Annotated in this window: 13 protein-coding genes and 1 pseudogene; 5 read left to right on the top strand and 9 right to left on the bottom strand. The window is 35.7% G+C overall.

Going from position 1 to position 19,165, the window contains the following annotated elements; genetic code table 11:
- Positions 1-637: 637 nt before the first annotated feature.
- Positions 638-1,867 (bottom strand): MFS transporter, encoded by a 1,230-nt coding sequence (locus J4T76_RS03165; RefSeq protein WP_267356000.1) that lies wholly within the window; start codon positions 1,865-1,867, stop codon positions 638-640.
- Positions 1,868-2,738: 871 nt separating this feature from the next.
- Between J4T76_RS03165 and J4T76_RS03170 the strand changes: the two genes are divergently transcribed.
- From J4T76_RS03170 to J4T76_RS03180, 3 genes are all read left to right on the top strand, one after another.
- Positions 2,739-3,317, top strand: a complete 579-nt coding sequence (locus J4T76_RS03170; RefSeq protein ID WP_267355998.1) for a TetR/AcrR family transcriptional regulator — start codon at positions 2,739-2,741, stop codon at positions 3,315-3,317.
- 592 nt (positions 3,318-3,909) lie between these two features.
- Positions 3,910-8,367: a glutamate synthase large subunit gene (gltB, locus tag J4T76_RS03175; RefSeq protein ID WP_267339705.1), complete on the top strand. Its 4,458-nt coding sequence runs from the start codon at positions 3,910-3,912 to the stop codon at positions 8,365-8,367.
- 13 nt (positions 8,368-8,380) lie between these two features.
- Positions 8,381-9,793 carry an FAD-dependent oxidoreductase gene (locus J4T76_RS03180; protein WP_267355996.1) on the top strand — a complete coding sequence of 471 codons (1,413 nt, stop codon included), beginning with the start codon at positions 8,381-8,383 and terminating at the stop codon, positions 9,791-9,793.
- A gap of 80 nt (positions 9,794-9,873) precedes the next feature.
- Here the strand turns inward: J4T76_RS03180 and J4T76_RS03185 are convergent, their stop codons facing one another.
- From J4T76_RS03185 to mazG, 3 genes are all read right to left on the bottom strand, one after another.
- Positions 9,874-10,566, bottom strand: coding sequence for a glutathione S-transferase (locus J4T76_RS03185; RefSeq protein ID WP_267339708.1), 693 nt, complete (start codon positions 10,564-10,566; stop codon positions 9,874-9,876).
- 96 nt (positions 10,567-10,662) lie between these two features.
- Positions 10,663-11,103 (bottom strand): hypothetical protein, encoded by a 441-nt coding sequence (locus J4T76_RS03190; protein WP_267339710.1) that lies wholly within the window; start codon positions 11,101-11,103, stop codon positions 10,663-10,665.
- A 6-nt stretch (positions 11,104-11,109) separates the two neighbouring features.
- Positions 11,110-11,898 carry a nucleoside triphosphate pyrophosphohydrolase gene (mazG, locus tag J4T76_RS03195; RefSeq protein WP_267339712.1) on the bottom strand — a complete coding sequence of 263 codons (789 nt, stop codon included), beginning with the start codon at positions 11,896-11,898 and terminating at the stop codon, positions 11,110-11,112.
- 231 nt (positions 11,899-12,129) lie between these two features.
- On the opposite strand from mazG, the gene J4T76_RS03200 reads away from it, so the two are divergent.
- Positions 12,130-14,133, top strand: coding sequence for an OPT family oligopeptide transporter (locus J4T76_RS03200; protein WP_267339714.1), 2,004 nt, complete (start codon positions 12,130-12,132; stop codon positions 14,131-14,133).
- Between the two features lie 48 nt (positions 14,134-14,181).
- Here J4T76_RS03200 and J4T76_RS03205 read toward each other — a convergent pair whose 3' ends face one another.
- From J4T76_RS03205 to J4T76_RS11835, 3 genes and pseudogenes are all read right to left on the bottom strand, one after another.
- On the bottom strand, positions 14,182-15,330 hold the full coding sequence (locus J4T76_RS03205) for a glycerate kinase (RefSeq protein WP_267345111.1): 1,149 nt from the start codon (positions 15,328-15,330) through the stop codon (positions 14,182-14,184).
- 63 nt (positions 15,331-15,393) lie between these two features.
- Positions 15,394-15,706, bottom strand: a pseudogene (locus J4T76_RS11830) (NAD-binding protein); the annotation flags it as partial.
- The gene (locus J4T76_RS11835) at positions 15,696-15,884 is read right to left on the bottom strand and encodes a sugar diacid recognition domain-containing protein (RefSeq protein ID WP_416380277.1); all 189 of its coding nucleotides are present in this window, start codon (positions 15,882-15,884) and stop codon (positions 15,696-15,698) included. The pseudogene J4T76_RS11830 and the gene J4T76_RS11835, both read right to left, overlap by 11 nt.
- A gap of 201 nt (positions 15,885-16,085) precedes the next feature.
- On the opposite strand from J4T76_RS11835, the gene J4T76_RS03215 reads away from it, so the two are divergent.
- Positions 16,086-18,029 (top strand): ABC transporter ATP-binding protein, encoded by a 1,944-nt coding sequence (locus J4T76_RS03215; RefSeq protein ID WP_267339717.1) that lies wholly within the window; start codon positions 16,086-16,088, stop codon positions 18,027-18,029.
- Between the two features lie 118 nt (positions 18,030-18,147).
- Here J4T76_RS03215 and nusG read toward each other — a convergent pair whose 3' ends face one another.
- Positions 18,148-18,693: a transcription termination/antitermination protein NusG gene (gene nusG / locus J4T76_RS03220; protein WP_065602493.1), complete on the bottom strand. Its 546-nt coding sequence runs from the start codon at positions 18,691-18,693 to the stop codon at positions 18,148-18,150.
- Position 18,694: 1 nt separating this feature from the next.
- Complete coding sequence (gene secE, locus J4T76_RS03225; RefSeq protein ID WP_267339719.1) at positions 18,695-19,096, bottom strand: preprotein translocase subunit SecE; 402 nt, start codon at positions 19,094-19,096, stop codon at positions 18,695-18,697.
- Positions 19,097-19,165: the final 69 nt, after the last annotated feature.

Consider the following 19,165-nt stretch of genomic DNA (forward strand, 5'->3'; position numbering starts at 1 on the left):
TTCATTAGCTATGTAATCGATACTTAACAAGGTTAGGATATTGTTAAATGCTTGGGGGTGTTCTACCAAGTCACAAATCCAATCACACTAAAAACTGAGTGTAATTTTTGTAAAAAATATTTAGGAGTCTATCCCTCTTGGGATTTGAATTATGCTCATTAACCTGAAAGGAATAGCTATCAGTGTTTAGGTGGCTTAGGTAAGATTTTAATTAAGTCATTCCGATACCTAATGCTAAAGCATTAATTTTCTGTATATCCTTGTACCAAGATCTCAGAAAATTAATGTTATTCTAGGTGTAATCTGCCTACTTTGGAGCAGTGCTATGAATAATTCCTTGCTCGCAGGAAATCAATTCATTATGTTTAATGTCAGTAATTCACAACTACGACTTAATAGATTAATTTAAATCCATGCAAAAGGATTTTTTGTATAAAAAATAGGCAATCTTGACGTGTTATGCTTCCTTGCTGATAATGTTTTATTAGAGCAGCAAATCTTCATACCTTTCCCTATTTAATCACTCAAATGTTGGCGGAGTATTAATTTCATGAAGAAAATACAAGTCTAAATAAAAGCGTCACTTTCGCCAGAAAATCAATAAGATGGAACTATCAAATTTTTTGCATAATCGTTTTTAGGATTTATTAATATCACCAATGTATTTAAAAGACTTTTTGTTGTTTGAAAATATGAAACAAAATAGCGCTGCAAATGTTAAAATAGACACAGCCCCCCATACTGTTCTCCATCCATAACCATGTGCAACACGGGAAACTAAAATAGGTGTCAAAAACGATGAAATGAACACGGTTGTACCGACCATACCTAATGCTGTTCCTGCACGTTCAACGCCAGCTTTTATTGCAGATTCTGTATAAGCAATACCATGCCATGCATGGCCAAACAAACCAGTTAATACAAGAAATACAACGCCTATATACATATTATCAACCATAAAACAAAGCACGAGAGAAGCACTTCCACCAAGAATAGCATAGTACTTTAATAACGAAATACGATTCTTTTTTTTATCCGTATAGTAACCTGACCAAATCCTAAGGATTCCCCCACCAATCTGAACACCAATGAGAATGATAGAGATCAACGTCAAATTTATATTTAGCACATCTCGCATATAGACGCCTCCAAAAGTGAGTACGGCCATTTGTGGTACCGTTAGGAAACCAGCAGACAAAACAACTCTCCAAACTTCAATATTTTTTAGGGGTGAAGGTAAGATAAAATTAGATTGGGATGCATTTTTTAATTCAGTATGTTTAGAGTTGATAAATAAAACAGTAATAAGACCAACAGTAAACGCTGTGATAGCTAAAACAATAAAAGTAACTTTAAAACCGTATGAATAAGCTAGCCAAGGTAGCAAACCCGTGCCAATAGCACCACCAATAGGAATTGCAGTTTGACGAATACTCATGGCAAAGCCTCGTTCACTATCATCAAACCATGACATCACCGTTCTTCCTGATGATGAGTTAATGCTTCCCCCAAAAGCTCCTGTTATTGCAAAAGCGGCTGCCAAGTGTAGATATTTAACGCCACCAGAAGAGGTCTCGGATGTAAACAATATAGCAATTATCAAAAACATCACTGCTGATGACCATAGTCCTAAAATTAGAACGGTCTTATCGCCTAGTTTATCGGTAAGGATTCCCCAAATTATCTCTGAAGCGGCAACTCCTAGCCCCATTGAACCTAATACAAAACCAAGCTCATATAACGAAAAATGATACACATCACGCATCAAAATTCCCGTTATAGGAATTCCTGCAAACCCCATGGCGAATGTTGCTTGTGCAAGTACACCTATTCCAAGCACAAACCAACGATAATTATTTTTTTTCATTCTTTCGTGATCCTTATTTTCAATTAAATACCTACTAGTATGTATTTAAACATAACTTGAAATATTTGTATATAAAAATAAAATTAGATATATAAATGAATAATTGACATTAATTATTATCTGATGAAGTTATTATTTATTTTATCAAAAATAGACTAATTGGTATTTTTTGGTATGAAAGTAATGGGCAATAATGATGACTAATGTAATGATTAATAGTTTTATCTTATTAAGTGATGTTTATACATATTCTGGAAATAAATCCATATAATATAAGATTACATTATAAAACAATCAGTTACATTAAGTTTAACAAACAATAATTAGCGAGTTATAATACATGAGAAATGTAATACTGATAATCCTACATTATCTCATTACTAAATTGATGTCATACGAAAATCTGCAAATGCAGTTAATGATGAGAAAAAATCAAATAATAATATGTATTATAATATGAAAATAAACATTTCATTATTTAAAACTTTCATACACAACGCATTTAGTTAGATGTACTACTTGTAAACGTTGATATTAAATAAGTATTATGATAGTTATTACTCAAGCCATGACAGAGTTTTAATTATTAATGTTATTTTAAAAATAGAGAAAGAAGTGACACATCAATAACTAATTAATACTATTAAAAAGTAATTAATTCAAGAACGATGGATGGTATACTTGTTTATAGAAAAGTTGAAATTGTTTTAACAAAAGTTATTAATGACAACCTATCTAAAGTTATTAGTTAGTAGGACAAAGAAAGCAACAAGAATTAAACCATTTAGTAGATATAATTTTACTGTTTAAATAATTATTCAATTAAACATGTCAATATTACTGATCGGTATAATGGTATTTTGTGAAGAAAATGAATAATAACCAAAACACTAAACGAAATTCGAGAGAAAAGCTAATCAAAGCAATGGCCGATCTTTTGTTGGAAAAAGGTCTAGCTAGTACTAGTCCAAATGACATTTTGACTCGAGCAGAAGTCGGTCAAGGTAGTCTCTACCACTATTTTACAGGTAAAGAGGATTTGTCCCTATACGCAATAAAATACAATGTAGAACAATTAATAAACTTTAATACTTCAATTCTAAATTCAGATAAAGATGCATACAATAAACTTTCAGATCTTCTTCTAAAATCTCGTAATATAGATAGAGGTTGTTTGATTGGTCAACTCGCTCGAGATAGAGCAATTATGGAAAATGAAGCTTTAGCAACAGAAGTGACTCGTGGATTTGAATTCATGCAACAAACATTCACTAGCATTATAAATAGCGGAATTTCTGATGGAAGCATTTCTAATAAACTTGCGCCTTTAGAGGCGGTAACACTGATAATATCAACTTTGCAAGGTGCCTACATTTCTGCAAAAGGGTTACAAGATGACTCATATTTTCGCATAACGATTAATACATTATTGAAAATATTTACTCCATAGCCGTAAATTTCACGAATAATTTAAATAACAAATGTCTTTTGGAGATCATTATTTATTTACCAATTTTATAGTTACTTTTTGTAAATTGCTGTTTAATTCATAAATGATTATCAACACCAATTTTGTGATTACAGCAAACACTTTAACTACTACATAAGAAACCCCTTAGCTACAACTATCCAATCTAGCTGATAAAATACCTACATGTCGTTACAAAATATCACCAAATAGTAAGCAGATCTCCAACATAATTGGTTTCTTAACTTTTAAAGTAAGTCTTTTAGACATTCTAATTGATTGCTGGTTTTTACTGAAATGTATATACATCATCTGAATTTTTTTAACAAAAAAAGAGAAATTTATAGTTATTAAATTACATACCGTTATAAATAAATTAATTTTCCTCATGAAAATAATAAGGATAAATACAATTATAAGCTTCATTAATAACTCTGATAGACCTTATTAAAAGATTGACTTATAAGTAATATTTATTTGACCAAAATACCTTTTTTCTTTAATTTCTTAGCCATTATGGGATTAATGCCTATACCTTCACAAAATATAAAAGCGATGATTTAGAGGCAATGATATGTTATATAACCAGCATCATGAAAAAGATAACTGCGGATTTGGTTTAATTGCTCATATTGAAGGGCAACCAAGTCATAAAGTGGTGCGTACTGCAATACACGGGCTTGCCAGAATGCAACACCGAGGAGCCATACTATCAGATGGTAAAACAGGTGATGGCTGTGGTCTTTTATTACAAAAACCTGATCGTTTTTTCAGACTCGTTGCACAAGAAGCTGGCTGGCGTTTAGCCACCAATTATGCTGTTGGTATGCTATTTCTAAGTCAGGATAAAAAAGAAGCACAAGCTAGCCGTGATATTGTTGAAGAAGAACTTGCTAATGAAACCTTATCTATTTTAGGTTGGCGTGAAGTTCCTATTGATAAAAGTGTTTTAGGTGAAATCGCTTTATCATCATTACCACAAATTGAACAAGTTTTTGTTAATGCTCCTGCTGGATGGAGTAAAATTGACTTAGAACGACGTTTATATATGGTGCGCCGACGTATTGAAAAACGGGTACAAGATGATACTTTTTATGTCTGTAGTTTTTCAAATCAGGTTAATATCTATAAAGGTCTGTGCATGCCTAAAGATTTACCTAGATTTTATTTAGATCTAGCGGATTTACGTATGGAAACAGCAATCTGCCTATTCCATCAGCGATTTTCAACCAATACTGTTCCTCGTTGGCCACTTGCCCAACCATTTAGACATTTAGCCCATAATGGTGAAATTAATACTATTGAAGGTAATAGACAATGGGCGAAAGCACGTTCTTATAAATTTAAAACGCCATTGATTCCAGATCTACAAGATGCTGCGCCTTTTGTAAATGTTACCGGTTCAGATTCAAGTTCATTAGATAATATGCTTGAACTATTTTTAGTGGGTGGTATGGATATAGTACGAGCTATGCGCTTGCTTGTACCACCTGCATGGCAAAATAATCCTGATATGAATGAAGATTTACGTGCCTTTTTTGATTTTAATTCAATGCATATGGAACCATGGGATGGGCCAGCAGGCATTGTTATGTCTGACGGTCGTTATGCAGCCTGTAATTTAGACCGTAATGGTTTGCGCCCAGCACGCTATGTCATTACCACGGATAAACTTATTACCTGTGCATCAGAAATTGGTATTTGGGATTATCAACCTGACGAAGTCGTCGCTAAAGGACGTGTTGGTCCTGGAGAACTGATGGTTATTGATACGGAAGAGGGACGTATTTTACAATCATCCGAAACTGATAACGATCTACAAAAACGTCATCCTTATAAAGAATGGATGAGTAAAAACGTAAAGCGACTCATTCCTCTTGAAGATTTACCCGATGACAATATTGGTTCAGGTATCTACGACGATGTCTTACTGGCAACGTATCAAAAACAATTTGGTTATAGTAGTGAAGAAATTGATCAATGTATTCGTGTTTTAGGTGAAAATGGTCAGGAAGCCACGGGATCTATGGGAGATGATACTCCTTTTGCGGTATTATCAGGCAGACCACGCCTTATCTATGATTACTTTAGACAGAAATTCGCTCAAGTCACCAACCCACCAATTGATCCATTGCGGGAAGCGCACGTAATGTCACTTTCTACCAGTATTGGTCGTGAAATGAATGTGTTTGCCGAAGCAGAAGGACAAGCACATCGTGTAGCATTTAAATATCCGGTTTTAGTTTATTCTGATCTTGAGCAGTTAGTCTCTTTAGAGTCTCGCTATTATAAATCTGAAAAACTTGATATGACTTATGATATTGATGGTAGTTTACGCGATGCTATTGAGCAGTTATGTGGTGATGCTGAAGCAAAAATACGTAATGGTACAGTATTACTGATCCTATCAGATAAAAATATCGCAGCAGATCGCTTACCTATTCCAGCACCTATGGCATTAGGTGCTGTGCAGCAACGATTAGTTGAAAAGAATTTACGCTGCGATGCAAACATTATTGTCGAAACAGGTAGTTGCCGCGACCCTCATCAATTTGCCGTACTTATCGGTTTTGGTGCCACAGCCGTTTACCCTTATTTAGCATACGAAACTTTGGCAAAAATGGTCGATAATGGGACCATCAAAAAATCCTACCGCGAAGCTATTTTAAATTATCGTAATGGGATCAATAAAGGTCTATATAAAATCATGTCTAAAATGGGGATCTCAACTGTTGCCTCTTATCGATGTTCAAAACTTTTTGAAGCTGTAGGGTTACATAAAGATGTGGTTGACCTCTGTTTCCAAGGGGTTACTAGTCGTATCAGTGGTGCGAATTTTGATGATTTTGCTCAAGATCAATTTAACTTATCAAAAAGTGCTTGGTTACGTCGTAAACCTTTAGATCAAGGCGGATTACTTAAATTTGTTTATGGCGGCGAATATCATGCTTATAATCCTGATGTTGTGCAATCTTTACAACTCGCTGTCAATAATGGCAACTATGAAGATTATAAACGTTATGCCGATATCGTTAATAATCGCCCTGTCGCTACATTGCGCGATTTATTAAAACTTAATCCACCCGAAAATGAGGCTATTGCACTTGATGAAGTCGAACCGGAAGAATCTTTATTTAAACGTTTTGACTCAGCAGCAATGTCAATTGGTGCACTTAGCCCAGAAGCGCACGAATCACTTGCCATAGCAATGAATACTTTAGGGGGGTATTCAAATTCTGGTGAAGGTGGAGAAGATCCTGCGCGCTATAACTCCATCAAAGTTTCTCGCATTAAGCAAGTGGCATCTGGTCGCTTTGGGGTAACTCCTGGTTACTTAATGAGTGCAGATGTAATTCAAATTAAAGTGGCACAAGGTGCTAAACCAGGTGAAGGTGGTCAACTACCAGGCGATAAAGTCACACCTTATATTGCTAAATTACGGTTTTCTGTTCCTGGCGTAACCCTAATTTCACCACCACCTCATCACGACATTTACTCTATTGAGGATTTAGCACAGCTAATCTTCGATTTAAAACAAATTAACCCTAATGCAATGATTTCAGTTAAATTGGTTTCCGAACCGGGTGTGGGTACCATTGCAACTGGCGTGGCTAAAGCTTATGCCGATTTAATCACTATTTCGGGTTACGATGGTGGAACAGGCGCCAGTCCATTAACATCAGTTAAATATGCTGGCTCACCTTGGGAGCTAGGACTTGTTGAAACTCAACAATCCTTAGTTGCTAACGGATTACGTCACAAAATACGTTTACAAGTTGATGGTGGTTTAAAAACTGGTACAGATATTGTAAAAGCTGCTATTTTAGGGGCAGAAAGCTTTGGATTTGGTACAGGACCAATGGTTGCATTAGGCTGTAAATATCTGCGTATTTGTCATCTTAATAATTGTGCAACCGGTGTTGCAACTCAAGATGAAAAATTACGGAATGAGCATTATCATGGTTTACCAGAAAAAGCCATGAACTATTTCCGATTTATTGCTCGTAATACAAGAGAGGTCATGGCTGAACTTGGAGTAAGTCGTATTGTTGATTTAATCGGACGAACCGATCTCCTTCTAGAACTAGACGGCATTACCGCCAAACAACAAAAATTGGATTTATCCAGTTTGCTCGAAACAGCGACGCCTCATGAAGGTAAACCGGTTTACTGCATTGAAGAGAATAAACCATTTGATAAAGGTGTACTTAATAAAGAGATCCTTACGCAAACCCAACAGTTTGTTGATGCACGTAAAAGTAAAAGTTTCTATTTTGATATTCAAAACACAGACCGTTCTGTGGGAAGTAGTCTATCAGGTTATATTGCCCAAAAATATGGTGATCAAGGTTTAATATCAGAACCAATTTCATTAAATTTCAACGGCACGGCCGGTCAAAGCTTTGGAGTATGGAATGCCGGTGGTGTGGATTTAACTCTGACAGGTGATGCTAATGACTATGTTGGTAAAGGCATGGCAGGAGGTCGCATTGTAATTCGACCTCCTCAAGGTTCGGCGTTTTTAAGCCATGAAGCAACCATCGCCGGTAATACCTGTTTATATGGTGCAACTGGCGGTAAATTATTTGCCGCAGGTCGTGCCGGTGAACGTTTTGCCGTACGTAATTCAGGTGCCATCAGTGTGGTTGAAGGCATTGGTGATAATGGCTGTGAATATATGACAGGCGGGATTGTTTGTGTATTGGGTAAAACTGGGGTTAACTTTGGTGCCGGTATGACTGGTGGATTTGCCTATATTTTAGATGCTGATGGTGATTTTCATAAACGTATCAATAAAGAGTTAGTCGAAATGCTAAATGTTGCTGATTATTCAATACATGAAGAGCACTTACGAGGCTTAATCATGGAGCATGCTCAACTTACTCACTCATCACGCGCTGAAGAAATTCTAGCGAATTGGCAAGATTTTGCTAAACAATTTGTTTTAGTTAAACCTAAATCGAGCGATGTAAAAGCGCTGCTTGGTCATCGTAGTCGTTCATCAGCAGAACTACGCGTTCAAGCACAGTAAGGAGAGCACGAAAATGAGTCAAAATGTTTATCAGTTTATCGATTTACAACGTGTCGATCCGCCAAAAAAACCGTTGAATATTCGTAAAATAGAATTTGTTGAAATTTACGAAGGATTTTCCCCTGCGCAATCTCAAGCCCAAGCCGATCGCTGTTTGGCTTGTGGTAACCCATATTGTGAATGGCGTTGTCCTGTGCATAACTATATTCCGAATTGGCTAAAATTAGTTAACGAAGGTAAAATTTTAGAGGCAGTTGAACTCTCTCACCAAACTAATAGTTTACCGGAAGTTTGTGGCCGTGTTTGCCCTCAGGATCGACTTTGTGAAGGATCATGCACCTTAAACGCAGAGTTTGGCGCTGTTACTATCGGTAATATAGAACGCTATATTACCGATGAAGCCTTTAAAATGGGCTGGAAACCTAACTTAACTAATGTTGAAAAAACGGGATTAAAAGTCGCCATTATTGGTGCGGGTCCTGCAGGACTTGCTTGCGCTGATGTTTTAGTACGTAATGGTGTAACACCGGTAGTTTTTGATCGTCATCCTGAAATTGGTGGGCTATTAACCTTTGGTATTCCTGCATTTAAATTGGATAAGGAAGTATTAATTAACCGTCGTAAAATTTTTACCGAGATGGGAGTTGAGTTTCGTCTAAATACCGAAGTAGGAAAAACAGTTCAATTATCTGAGTTACTTAATGAGTTTGATGCTGTTTTTATTGGAACAGGTACCTATCAATCAATGCGCGCAGGACTTGAAAATGAAGATGCTAACGGCGTTTATGATGCGTTACCATTTTTGATCGCCAATACTAAGCACATAATGCATCATGAACAAACCAAAGATACCCCATACATCGACATGAAAAATAAGCGTGTAGTTGTATTAGGTGGGGGGGATACCGCGATGGATTGTGTACGAACTTCAATTCGTCAAGGCGCAAGCGAAGTAACATGTGCTTATCGTCGTGATGAAGCCAATATGCCAGGCTCTAAACGCGAAGTCAAAAATGCCAAAGAGGAAGGGGTACAATTTCAATTTAATGTACAGCCATTAAGTATAGAAATTAGCAATACCGGACACGTTACCGGCGTGGAAATGGTCAGGACTGAATTAGGTGAGCCAGATGCTAAAGGCCGCCGCTCACCGGTAATTATTGAAGGTTCAGAATTTGTCCTTCCTGCTGATGCTATAATTATGGCATTTGGCTTTAAACCCCATGCTATACCATGGCTAGCCGAACATGGTGTTGATTTTGATGATAAAGGGCGGATTATCGCTCCAGAAATGAAAGGTTATCAAACAACCAATGCCAAAATCTTTGCCGGCGGCGATGCAGTGCGAGGCTCGGACTTAGTCGTCACTGCCATTAGCGAAGGACGCAAAGCAGCAGAAGGAATTTTAGATTATTTAGAAGTGTGATTGCGTTTTTAGATTAAATCCAAAGATTAACCCCTACTTACGCAAGGTTAAGTGGGGTTATTTTTTAGCAAAATCTTTAATTATCGGTGTAATCGATAAGGTTCATCCATCGTGACAAAACTGTGTTCTTTTAACGCCTCATTTATCCAATCTTGAATACCTTTAGTATGACAAATCGTTTCAATGTAATTAGCTAAAGTTGAACTTGTTTGAATATGATAATTTTTTAATCTTAAGCATAAAGGTGCATAAAATCCATCTGCTATACTAAAGTCACCAAATAAGAAGCGATCATTTGATTTGTTAGAAGATAAAAAAGACGTTAATAAATCATCTAAAAACAAAAGCTCTTTTTTTACTTCGGGGTGATCACGTAAAATTATTTGCCCGACTTCTGGCAATTCGGCCTCGATATTCATGGGTAAATAATTTCGAATCGCTTGAAATCCCGAATGCATTTTTGCAACTAAGCTACGAGCCATTGCTCTACGTTTTATATCCGTTGGCCATAGTGCTAAATTTCGATGCTGTTCAGCTAAGTATTCACAAATCGCTAAAGAATCGTTAATGATAAGATCGTTATCAATAAGTATCGGAACAGTTCCAAATTTTGAAATGGATGATATCGTAGTTTTAAATAGTGAATCTTCATCAAAACTATCAAATTTAACCAATTTTTCAGCAAAGGGAATATCAAAGTATTTCATCACGACCCAAGGCCGCATAGACCACGTAGAGTAGTTTTTATTGCCGATATAAAGTGTGTAATTCATTTTCAACCATCCTTGCAATAAAGATTAAGTTTAGCTTTAGGCGCTAATCTTACTTAACCTTTTCATTAAGAATTTTAAATATTACACTTTATGAAGTTATAAATAAACCACATGTGTGCCTTTTTCTGGTTGAAAGGTCGCTTTACCAAATTCATCAAGGAAATAAGCAATATGATCAGTTTTATCACCCAATAAACGTCCTTTAACTTTATTCCACGTTAATAACGCTATAGTCGAGTCAGGCTCACAGCAGATTAACATAGGTTGTTCAAATTCTTGATTCCAATAAAACTGACCACCATATAATTTATATGCAGTTAATAACAAATAACAGCCATATTCTTGCGATATCATATTAAGTTGTTCTTCTGGAAGACCAAAGCTTTTATCAGCCATTTCGCCAATGATCATCTCAACAACTGTAATACTTTTTTCGGAATAGTCGAGTTGATTAATACTCCAAGTTGGACTATGTAAAATGGCATTTTGTGCCCATGCTTCGATTTCTTGATACAATTCATTTTTTTGTTCAGTCATTTTTATTCACTTTAAACGTTTATTATCTTGTTCTAGTTGTTTAACACTTTGCCATGCCTCTTCCATTTCTTCAAGTGTTGCATCCAGTAAAGCACGATCTTTTTGTTTGAGTATCGATTCTACCAGCTTAAAACGCCGTTCGAATTTTTTATTAGCTTGTTGTAAACAAAGTTCTGACCTTATTTTTAAATGTCTAGCTAAATTTACAGTAGCAAAAAACAGATCACCAAGCTCCTCTTCGATTTTTTGATGATCACGTTCATTTTGATTGAGCTCATGCTCTACTTCACCAATTTCTTCTTTTACTTTATCTAACACTGGTTGTAATTGATTCCAATCAAATCCGACCGAAGCACATCGTTTTTGGATTTTTTCGGCTTTCATTAAAGCTGGAATAGAATTGGGTATATCATCTAATATTGAATATTGCGCACGTTTATCACGTTCTTGTTGTTTTAGTTGTTCCCAATTGGGCTTTTCTTTTGTTTTATTGGTAAAAATATGGGGATGACGACTGACTAACTTATCGGCAACAGCATTACAAACATCATCAAAATTGAATTCTCCTTGATCACTAGCTAAATCAGCATAAAAAATGATTTGGAATAATAAATCGCCCAATTCATTTTTCAGTTCTTGCATATCTTGATGATCAATTGCATCTAAAACTTCGTAGGTTTCTTCTAAAGTATAAAGTTTCAATGATGTGAAAGTTTGTACTTTATCCCATTCACAACCATCAATAGGATTACGAAGCCGCTTAGTAATAGCTTGTAAGCGTTTTAATCCGGTCACGTTAACAATACCTCCATGAATCTACCAATGATCACTTATTGTAAAGCTTTTAAGTTAAAATCGGTTATTATTTTACATTATAATTAACATGAATTTTTAGTATAACGGGTAAAAATTCTACTGAAAAGAATGTTAAAAAGCTTAAATATTCTGTTATTTACAGAACCTCTAGTCGATAAAAGCGAATTAAGTATATAATACCCCCTTATCAAATTAACTTAATGACATAATATGAATAATTTACGAGAACTTACATTAAGAGGCACAATTTTAGGTGCTTTTATCACTGTCATTTTTACTGCATCAAATGTCTATCTTGGCTTAAAAGTCGGATTAACATTTTCATCGGCTATACCTGCAGCAGTAATTTCAATGGCAATATTAAGAATGTTTTCAGGATCGACTATCTTAGAAAACAATATGGTGCAAACCCAAGCTTCCGCTGCGGGCACATTATCTTCAATTATCTTTGTTTTACCGGGCTTATTGATGATTGGATATTGGCAAAGTTTTCCTGTTTGGTTAACACTTGCAATTTGTGCTGCGGGTGGAATGTTAGGGGTGCTATTTTCAATCCCATTGCGTCATGTTATGGTGGTCAAAAGTAATTTACCCTATCCAGAGGGGGTTGCTGCCGCTGAAATATTAAAAGCCGGCTCCAAAACAGAAGGTAACGAAGCGAATAACGGACTAAAAGATATTTTATTTGGTGGTGTGTTAGCTTCCATTGTGAGTTTATTAACGAATGGTTTTAGAGTGCTATCGGACAGCACGGCTTATTGGTTTACCGCTGGTAAATCCATTTTTCAACTGCCAATGGGGTTTTCGTTAGCTCTTTTGAGTGCTGGTTACTTGATAGGCATTATGTCAGGTATCGCAGTATTAGTTGGGACAATTATTGCTTGGCTATTTGGCATTCCAATTTTAAGTCTAATGAGTGATTATGATACAAGTCAACCTTTATCACAAATTGCTATGGGGTTTTGGGCTAAAGATATTCGCTTTATTGGTGCCGGTACTATTGCTATCGCGGCTATTTGGACATTACTTACTTTAATTAAACCCGTAATTGAAGGCTTAAAAATTTCATTTAAAACCATGCGTGCTGACGTGTCAGCAAGTGATATTGCGCCAACAGATCAAGATTTATCACCTAAAACGATATTCTTAGTTATGGCAGGGATATTGATGGTTTTACTCGTTACCTTTTATGCATTTATTGCTGATAGTGGATTACCATTAGGCATAGCATGGTCTTTAGTCATATGTGCAGTGTTATTTGCATTTATTATGGGCTTTTTAGTAGCGGCTGCTTGTGGTTATATGGCAGGATTGGTTGGATCATCCGCTAGTCCAATATCAGGCATTGCGATTGTTGCTGCTATTGTTATTTCACTTATCTTACTTGGTTTAGGCGAAGTAAATGGTATGTTGAACTCTATAGAAGGTACTAATTTTGCAACCGCTCTCGCGCTATTTACCACCAGTGCTGTTTTAGCTGTGGCCTGTATTTCTAATGATAACCTGCAAGATTTAAAAACCGGTTATTTAGTCCAAGCCACACCATGGAAACAGCAAGTTGCATTATTAATCGGTTGTATTGTTGGCGCTATTGTCATTGCACCCATCTTAGAAATCTTATACAACGCTTATGGCTTCACAGGTGCGGTTCCTCGTCCTGATATGGATCAATCACAAGTATTAGCAGCACCACAAGCAACCCTTATGACAACCATTGCTAAAGGTATTTTTTCACATAATCTTGACTGGACTATGATCATAATAGGCTTAGCTGTTGGTGCTGTTATTATCGCTATTGATTTAGTTTTAGCTGCCAATAACTCCAAATTTAGATTGCCTGCCCTTGCTGTTGGTTTAGGTATTTACCTGCCACCTAGCATTACTATGCCTATTTTCGTCGGAACAGTATTATCGTGGATTATAAAACGTAATACTTATGTAAAAGCAAAAATGCATAAGTTGGATCCAGAAGAAGAATATAAAAAGGTCGATCGAAAAGCAGCATTAATTGCTTCAGGCCTGATTGTTGGTGAGAGCTTAGTCGGGGTAATTTTAGCGGTTGTGATTGTAATTAGCATTGCTAGTGGCGGCAGTAATACTCCACTTGCCATATCAGCTGATTTAGGGATATTACCTCAATATCTAGGATTATTTGTTTTTGCAGCTGTTTGTGTGTTATTTATTCGCCGAGCGTTATCCGTTCTTAAACGATAACTCCATTATAATACCCTTTATCTTATTTTGATAAAGGGTACTTATAACTTATTTGAGAGTATTTCCTAATTTAAGTGTCAAAGCTACATTCGTTGATGTCTGAAGAAGATTAGCACTTGCTGCTGTTGGATCTAGAGCTTCGGATAAAGTAGTAACTTTACTTAAAATGCTAAACATAGCATTAATCCCGTAAGGATAAATAGCTTCTGCCTGATCACCTAAACTTCCAACAATTGCGATAACAGGTTTTTGATATTTTTGAGCAATACGAGCAACACCTACAGGAACCTTACCATTGATACTTTGATAATCTAATTGCCCTTCACCAGTAATCACTAAATCAGCATTCGAAATAAATTTATCTAAATTTAAAGTTTCAGTAATAAGTTCGATTCCAGGCCTTAATTTAGCATTCATAAATGCTAATAATGCCGCTCCCATTCCACCAGCTGCACCAGTTCCTGGGATGAATTCAATATCGAGATTAAAACTTTTTTTTATTACTTGGGCATAATGTTTAAGATTTTTATCAAGCAAATGAACATCGGCTTGTGACGCTCCTTTTTGTGGTCCAAATATGAATGAAGCACCATTTTCACCAGTTAAAGGATTAGTCACATCACAAGCAACTTCAAAATCACAATCTTTAATTCGGTGATCAATTTCATTAATGTCAATTGTATCAAGATCACTTAATGAAATACCACCATAACCGATTTGATGACCATATTCATCTAAAAGCTTAACACCTAATGCTTGCAACATTCCAGCACCGCCGTCATTTGTGGCACTACCGCCTATACCAATAATAAATTTTTTACAACCTTTATCCAAAGCATCTTTAATTAATTCTCCAGTACCATATGAGGTCGTGATTTTAGCATCTCGTTTATTAATGGGTACACGCTCAAGACCACTTGCTGAAGCCATCTCTATCACAGCTGTTTGTCCATCTCCTGAAATGCCATAAAAAGCCAAACCTTTTTCACCTAATGGATCAGTAATCGTCACTGTGATTTTATTACCATTTAATGCATCAACCATTGCATCAACAGTTCCTTCTCCTCCATCAGCAACTGGAATTAAATAATATTCAGCCTGTGGATAAACGTTTAAAAATCCCTTTTTAATTATATTAGCAACTTCAATAGCACTTAGACTTTCTTTAAAAGAATCAGGAGCAATGACAATTTTCATATCTATCCTTATCAAATGACTCAAAGTTATTGAGTATGTCACCATACTCAATTTTAACCTTAATTATTTCATTTCTATTTTTGCTAAACGCTTATAGTAACGCGTTAATGCACTATGATTACATTCTCCCTTATCATCAGTTTTTAGGCTTACATCATTTCCATTAAAGCTACCGTTAATGGCAATGACGTACCAATACCATGAGAAGTATCTAACGCATTTTGTAAATCCTTAAAATGTAAATCAATTCTAAAACCTGTTTGAAATTACGATTCAAAACCATTGGAGCTTTAGCATCTAATACAGTACATCCAGCTAATCCCCCGCGAATTGCTTGATAAACTAATTCAGGGTTTACACCAGCTTTAGTTGCTAAAACTTCTTGTAATAATTGGGTTTGCCCCATCATCATTTTTTGCCGTCCTACAGACCAACTTATTAAATTGCCTAATATCTGATGGTTCACCGGTTAAACCAATGACACCCACTATGCGATCGTTGAGCGTTAATGATAAATTGATGCCAGACTTAATCCCTTTCAGACATTTAACCATTGTACCATCAATAGAAACAATTCTTTTTTGAGATATAGATAGTATTGCCCCTTAATGTAATTCCCCAATACGTTCTAAATCACCACTCTACCAATGATACAACCATCGGCAGTTTACCATAATAATTCCTATTCTAATTTTGCATATGCATTATTTTTGTTAGAATAACCCATTTTACATTGAATCATAGGTGACTTAATCATGATAGTATTTGATTCCATCCAAGTTCGCCGCGGAGTTAATGTACTCTTAGATAAAGCTTCTGCCACAATAAACCCTAAACAAAAGGTCGGATTAGTTGGTAAAAATGGTTGTGGCAAATCTACTTTATTTTCACTCATTAAAGGTGAAATTGAAGCGGATGCAGGTACGTTAACCTTTCCTAGCCTATGGCAACTGGCATGGGTAAATCAAGAAACCCCTGCATTAGATATACCAGCAATTGAGTATGTTATTGATGGTGATCGGGAATATCGCCAATTAGAAAAAAAGTTAGACCTAGCCAATCAACATAATGATGGTCATCAAATTGCTCTTATTCATGAAAAATTGGATAATATTGATGCATGGACAATTCATCCAAGAGCAGCCACACTATTGCATGGTTTGGGATTTTCTAATGAGCAATTATTACTACCAGTAAAATCCTACTCTGGTGGTTGGCGCATGCGTTTAAACTTAGCGCAAGCCTTAATGTGCCGTTCGGATTTATTATTACTTGATGAACCTACCAACCATCTTGATTTAGATGCCGTTATATGGCTTGAAAAGTGGTTAAGTAATTATCAAGGAACCTTAATATTAATATCTCATGACCGTGATTTTTTAGATCCTCTGGTCAATAAAATCATTCATATTGAGCAACAAAGTTTATTTGAATATACTGGTAATTATTCTTCATTTGAAACTCAACGCTCAGCTAAACTGGCGCAACAACAAGCCCTCTATGAAAATCAACAAGCTAAAGTGGCACATTTGCAAAGTTACATTGATAGGTTTAGAGCTAAAGCAACCAAAGCTAAACAGGCTCAAAGCCGTATTAAAATGCTAGAAAGAATGGAACTCATTGCCCCTGCTCATGTTGATAATCCATTCCATTTCAATTTTAAAAAACCGGAATTTTTACCAAATCCATTATTAATGATGGAAAAAGTTGTTGCTGGTTATGATGACAAAATTGTGCTGGAACAAATTAAATTAAACTTAGTCCCGGGTTCTCGAATAGGTCTATTGGGCCGTAATGGTGCTGGAAAATCAACCTTAATTAAATTACTGGCTGGCGAGCTTGCACCTAAAGAGGGACATATAAACCTTGCTCAAGGTATTCAACTCGGATATTTTGCTCAACATCAATTAGAATATCTAAGGCCTGATGAATCTGCACTTTGGCATCTCTCTCGAATTGCTGATTCAAATAAAACTGAACAATTATTACGTAATTATTTAGGGGGATTTGATTTTCATGGGGATAAAGTTAAAGATCCAGTAAAAACCTTCTCGGGTGGTGAAAAGGCTCGCCTTGTTTTGGCATTAATTGTATGGGAAAAACCTAATCTGCTTTTATTAGACGAACCAACAAACCATTTAGATTTGGATATGCGTCAAGCACTCACTGAAGCGCTTATTGGGTTTGAAGGAGCATTAGTGGTCGTGTCGCATGATCGTCATTTATTACGATCAACAACGGATGAATTTTACTTAGTTCATGATCATAAAGTGGAACCTTTTGATGGTGATCTAGAAGATTATCAAAAATGGTTATCTAACGAACAAAAAGCTGAAAATCAAACGATAGATCAAGAGAATAAAATTGAAAAGGAGATTATCAAAAAAACAGCTATTCAAAATGTTTCGGCTTTAGATCGTAAGGAACAAAAACGTAAAGATGCACAACGACGTGCGCAAATGCAGCCGCTGAAGAAACAGCTTGAAAAAGAAGAACACATGCTTACACGATTAACGAGCCAATTACACACACTCGAACAACAATTAGCCGATCCAACTGTGTATGAAGCCGATAAAAAAACAGAATTAACTGCGTTACTTTTGAAACAGAGCCAATTGAAAAATGAATTAGAAGATACTGAATTAAAATGGTTAGATATTCAGCAACAACTTGAAGAGTTTGAAGTAAGAAATAATTAGTATTAATGTCTAAAATAAGATGTTTAAATTATTTCTCAGTTAATAAGCAAAAAAAATCACAGAATTAATTCTGTGATTTTTTTAACTTGTAACAGAATGAATAAATTCTAATAAAATTTTAGCTTTTTTCTACCTGGCTAAAATCAAGTTCAACAGGTGTAGAACGACCAAAAATTGAAACCGATACTTTTAAGCGACTTTTTTCATAATCAACTTCTTCAACAACACCATTAAAGTCTGCAAACGGTCCTTCATTAACACGAACAAGTTCACCTGGTTCAAATAACGTTTTAGGACGTGGTTTATCACCAACTTGTTGTAAACGATTCATAATAGCATCAACTTCACGCTGACTGATAGGTGCTGGTCTATCTGAGGTACCACCGATGAAACCCATAGTTCTTGGTACGCTTTTGACTAAATGCCAAGTTGCATCATTCATCATCATTTCAACTAAAACATAACCAGGGAAGAATTTACGTTCACTTTTACGACGTTGACCACTTTTCATTTCAACGACTTCTTCGGTTGGTACAAGTACTTCACCGAATGAATCTTCCATATTATGTAACTTGATATATTCACGTAATGATTGTGCAACACGCGCTTCGTAACCAGAATAAGCTTGAATAACATACCATCGTTTTTGTTGTGTTTCACTCATATCAACGCCCTATTGATGTTAAATAAAAGACTACTGAACGGAATAAAGAATCCATTCCCCAAAGCGCTAAACCAACAACCACTGTGATGGCGGCAACTAATAAGGTGGTTTGTACCGTTTCTTTACGACTTGGCCATACAACCTTTCTTAATTCTTTTCTTGATTCTTGTAAAAATAATATAAATGATTTGCCTTTACCTGTTGTAAATGCAATAAATAAAGTTAATGCTGAAATCACCACAACGGCAATAATCCGAACGATCGTATTAGGTTGATATATATCATTAGGTTCAGAAAAATAAAAATTGCCCCAAACAATAAACGCAATCAATACTAAAACTAAACCCCATTTAAATTTGTCTAGAATAGCATTTGTATCTTGACTCTCGTTACTTACTAGCATATAAAACCTACGATTATGTTATTTATAATATTATCTATTTTCCAAAATGCTCTTTTCTTAAAAACATTT

Source organism: Gilliamella sp. B3022 (assembly GCF_028751545.1).
Classification (GTDB): Bacteria; Pseudomonadota; Gammaproteobacteria; order Enterobacterales; family Orbaceae; genus Gilliamella.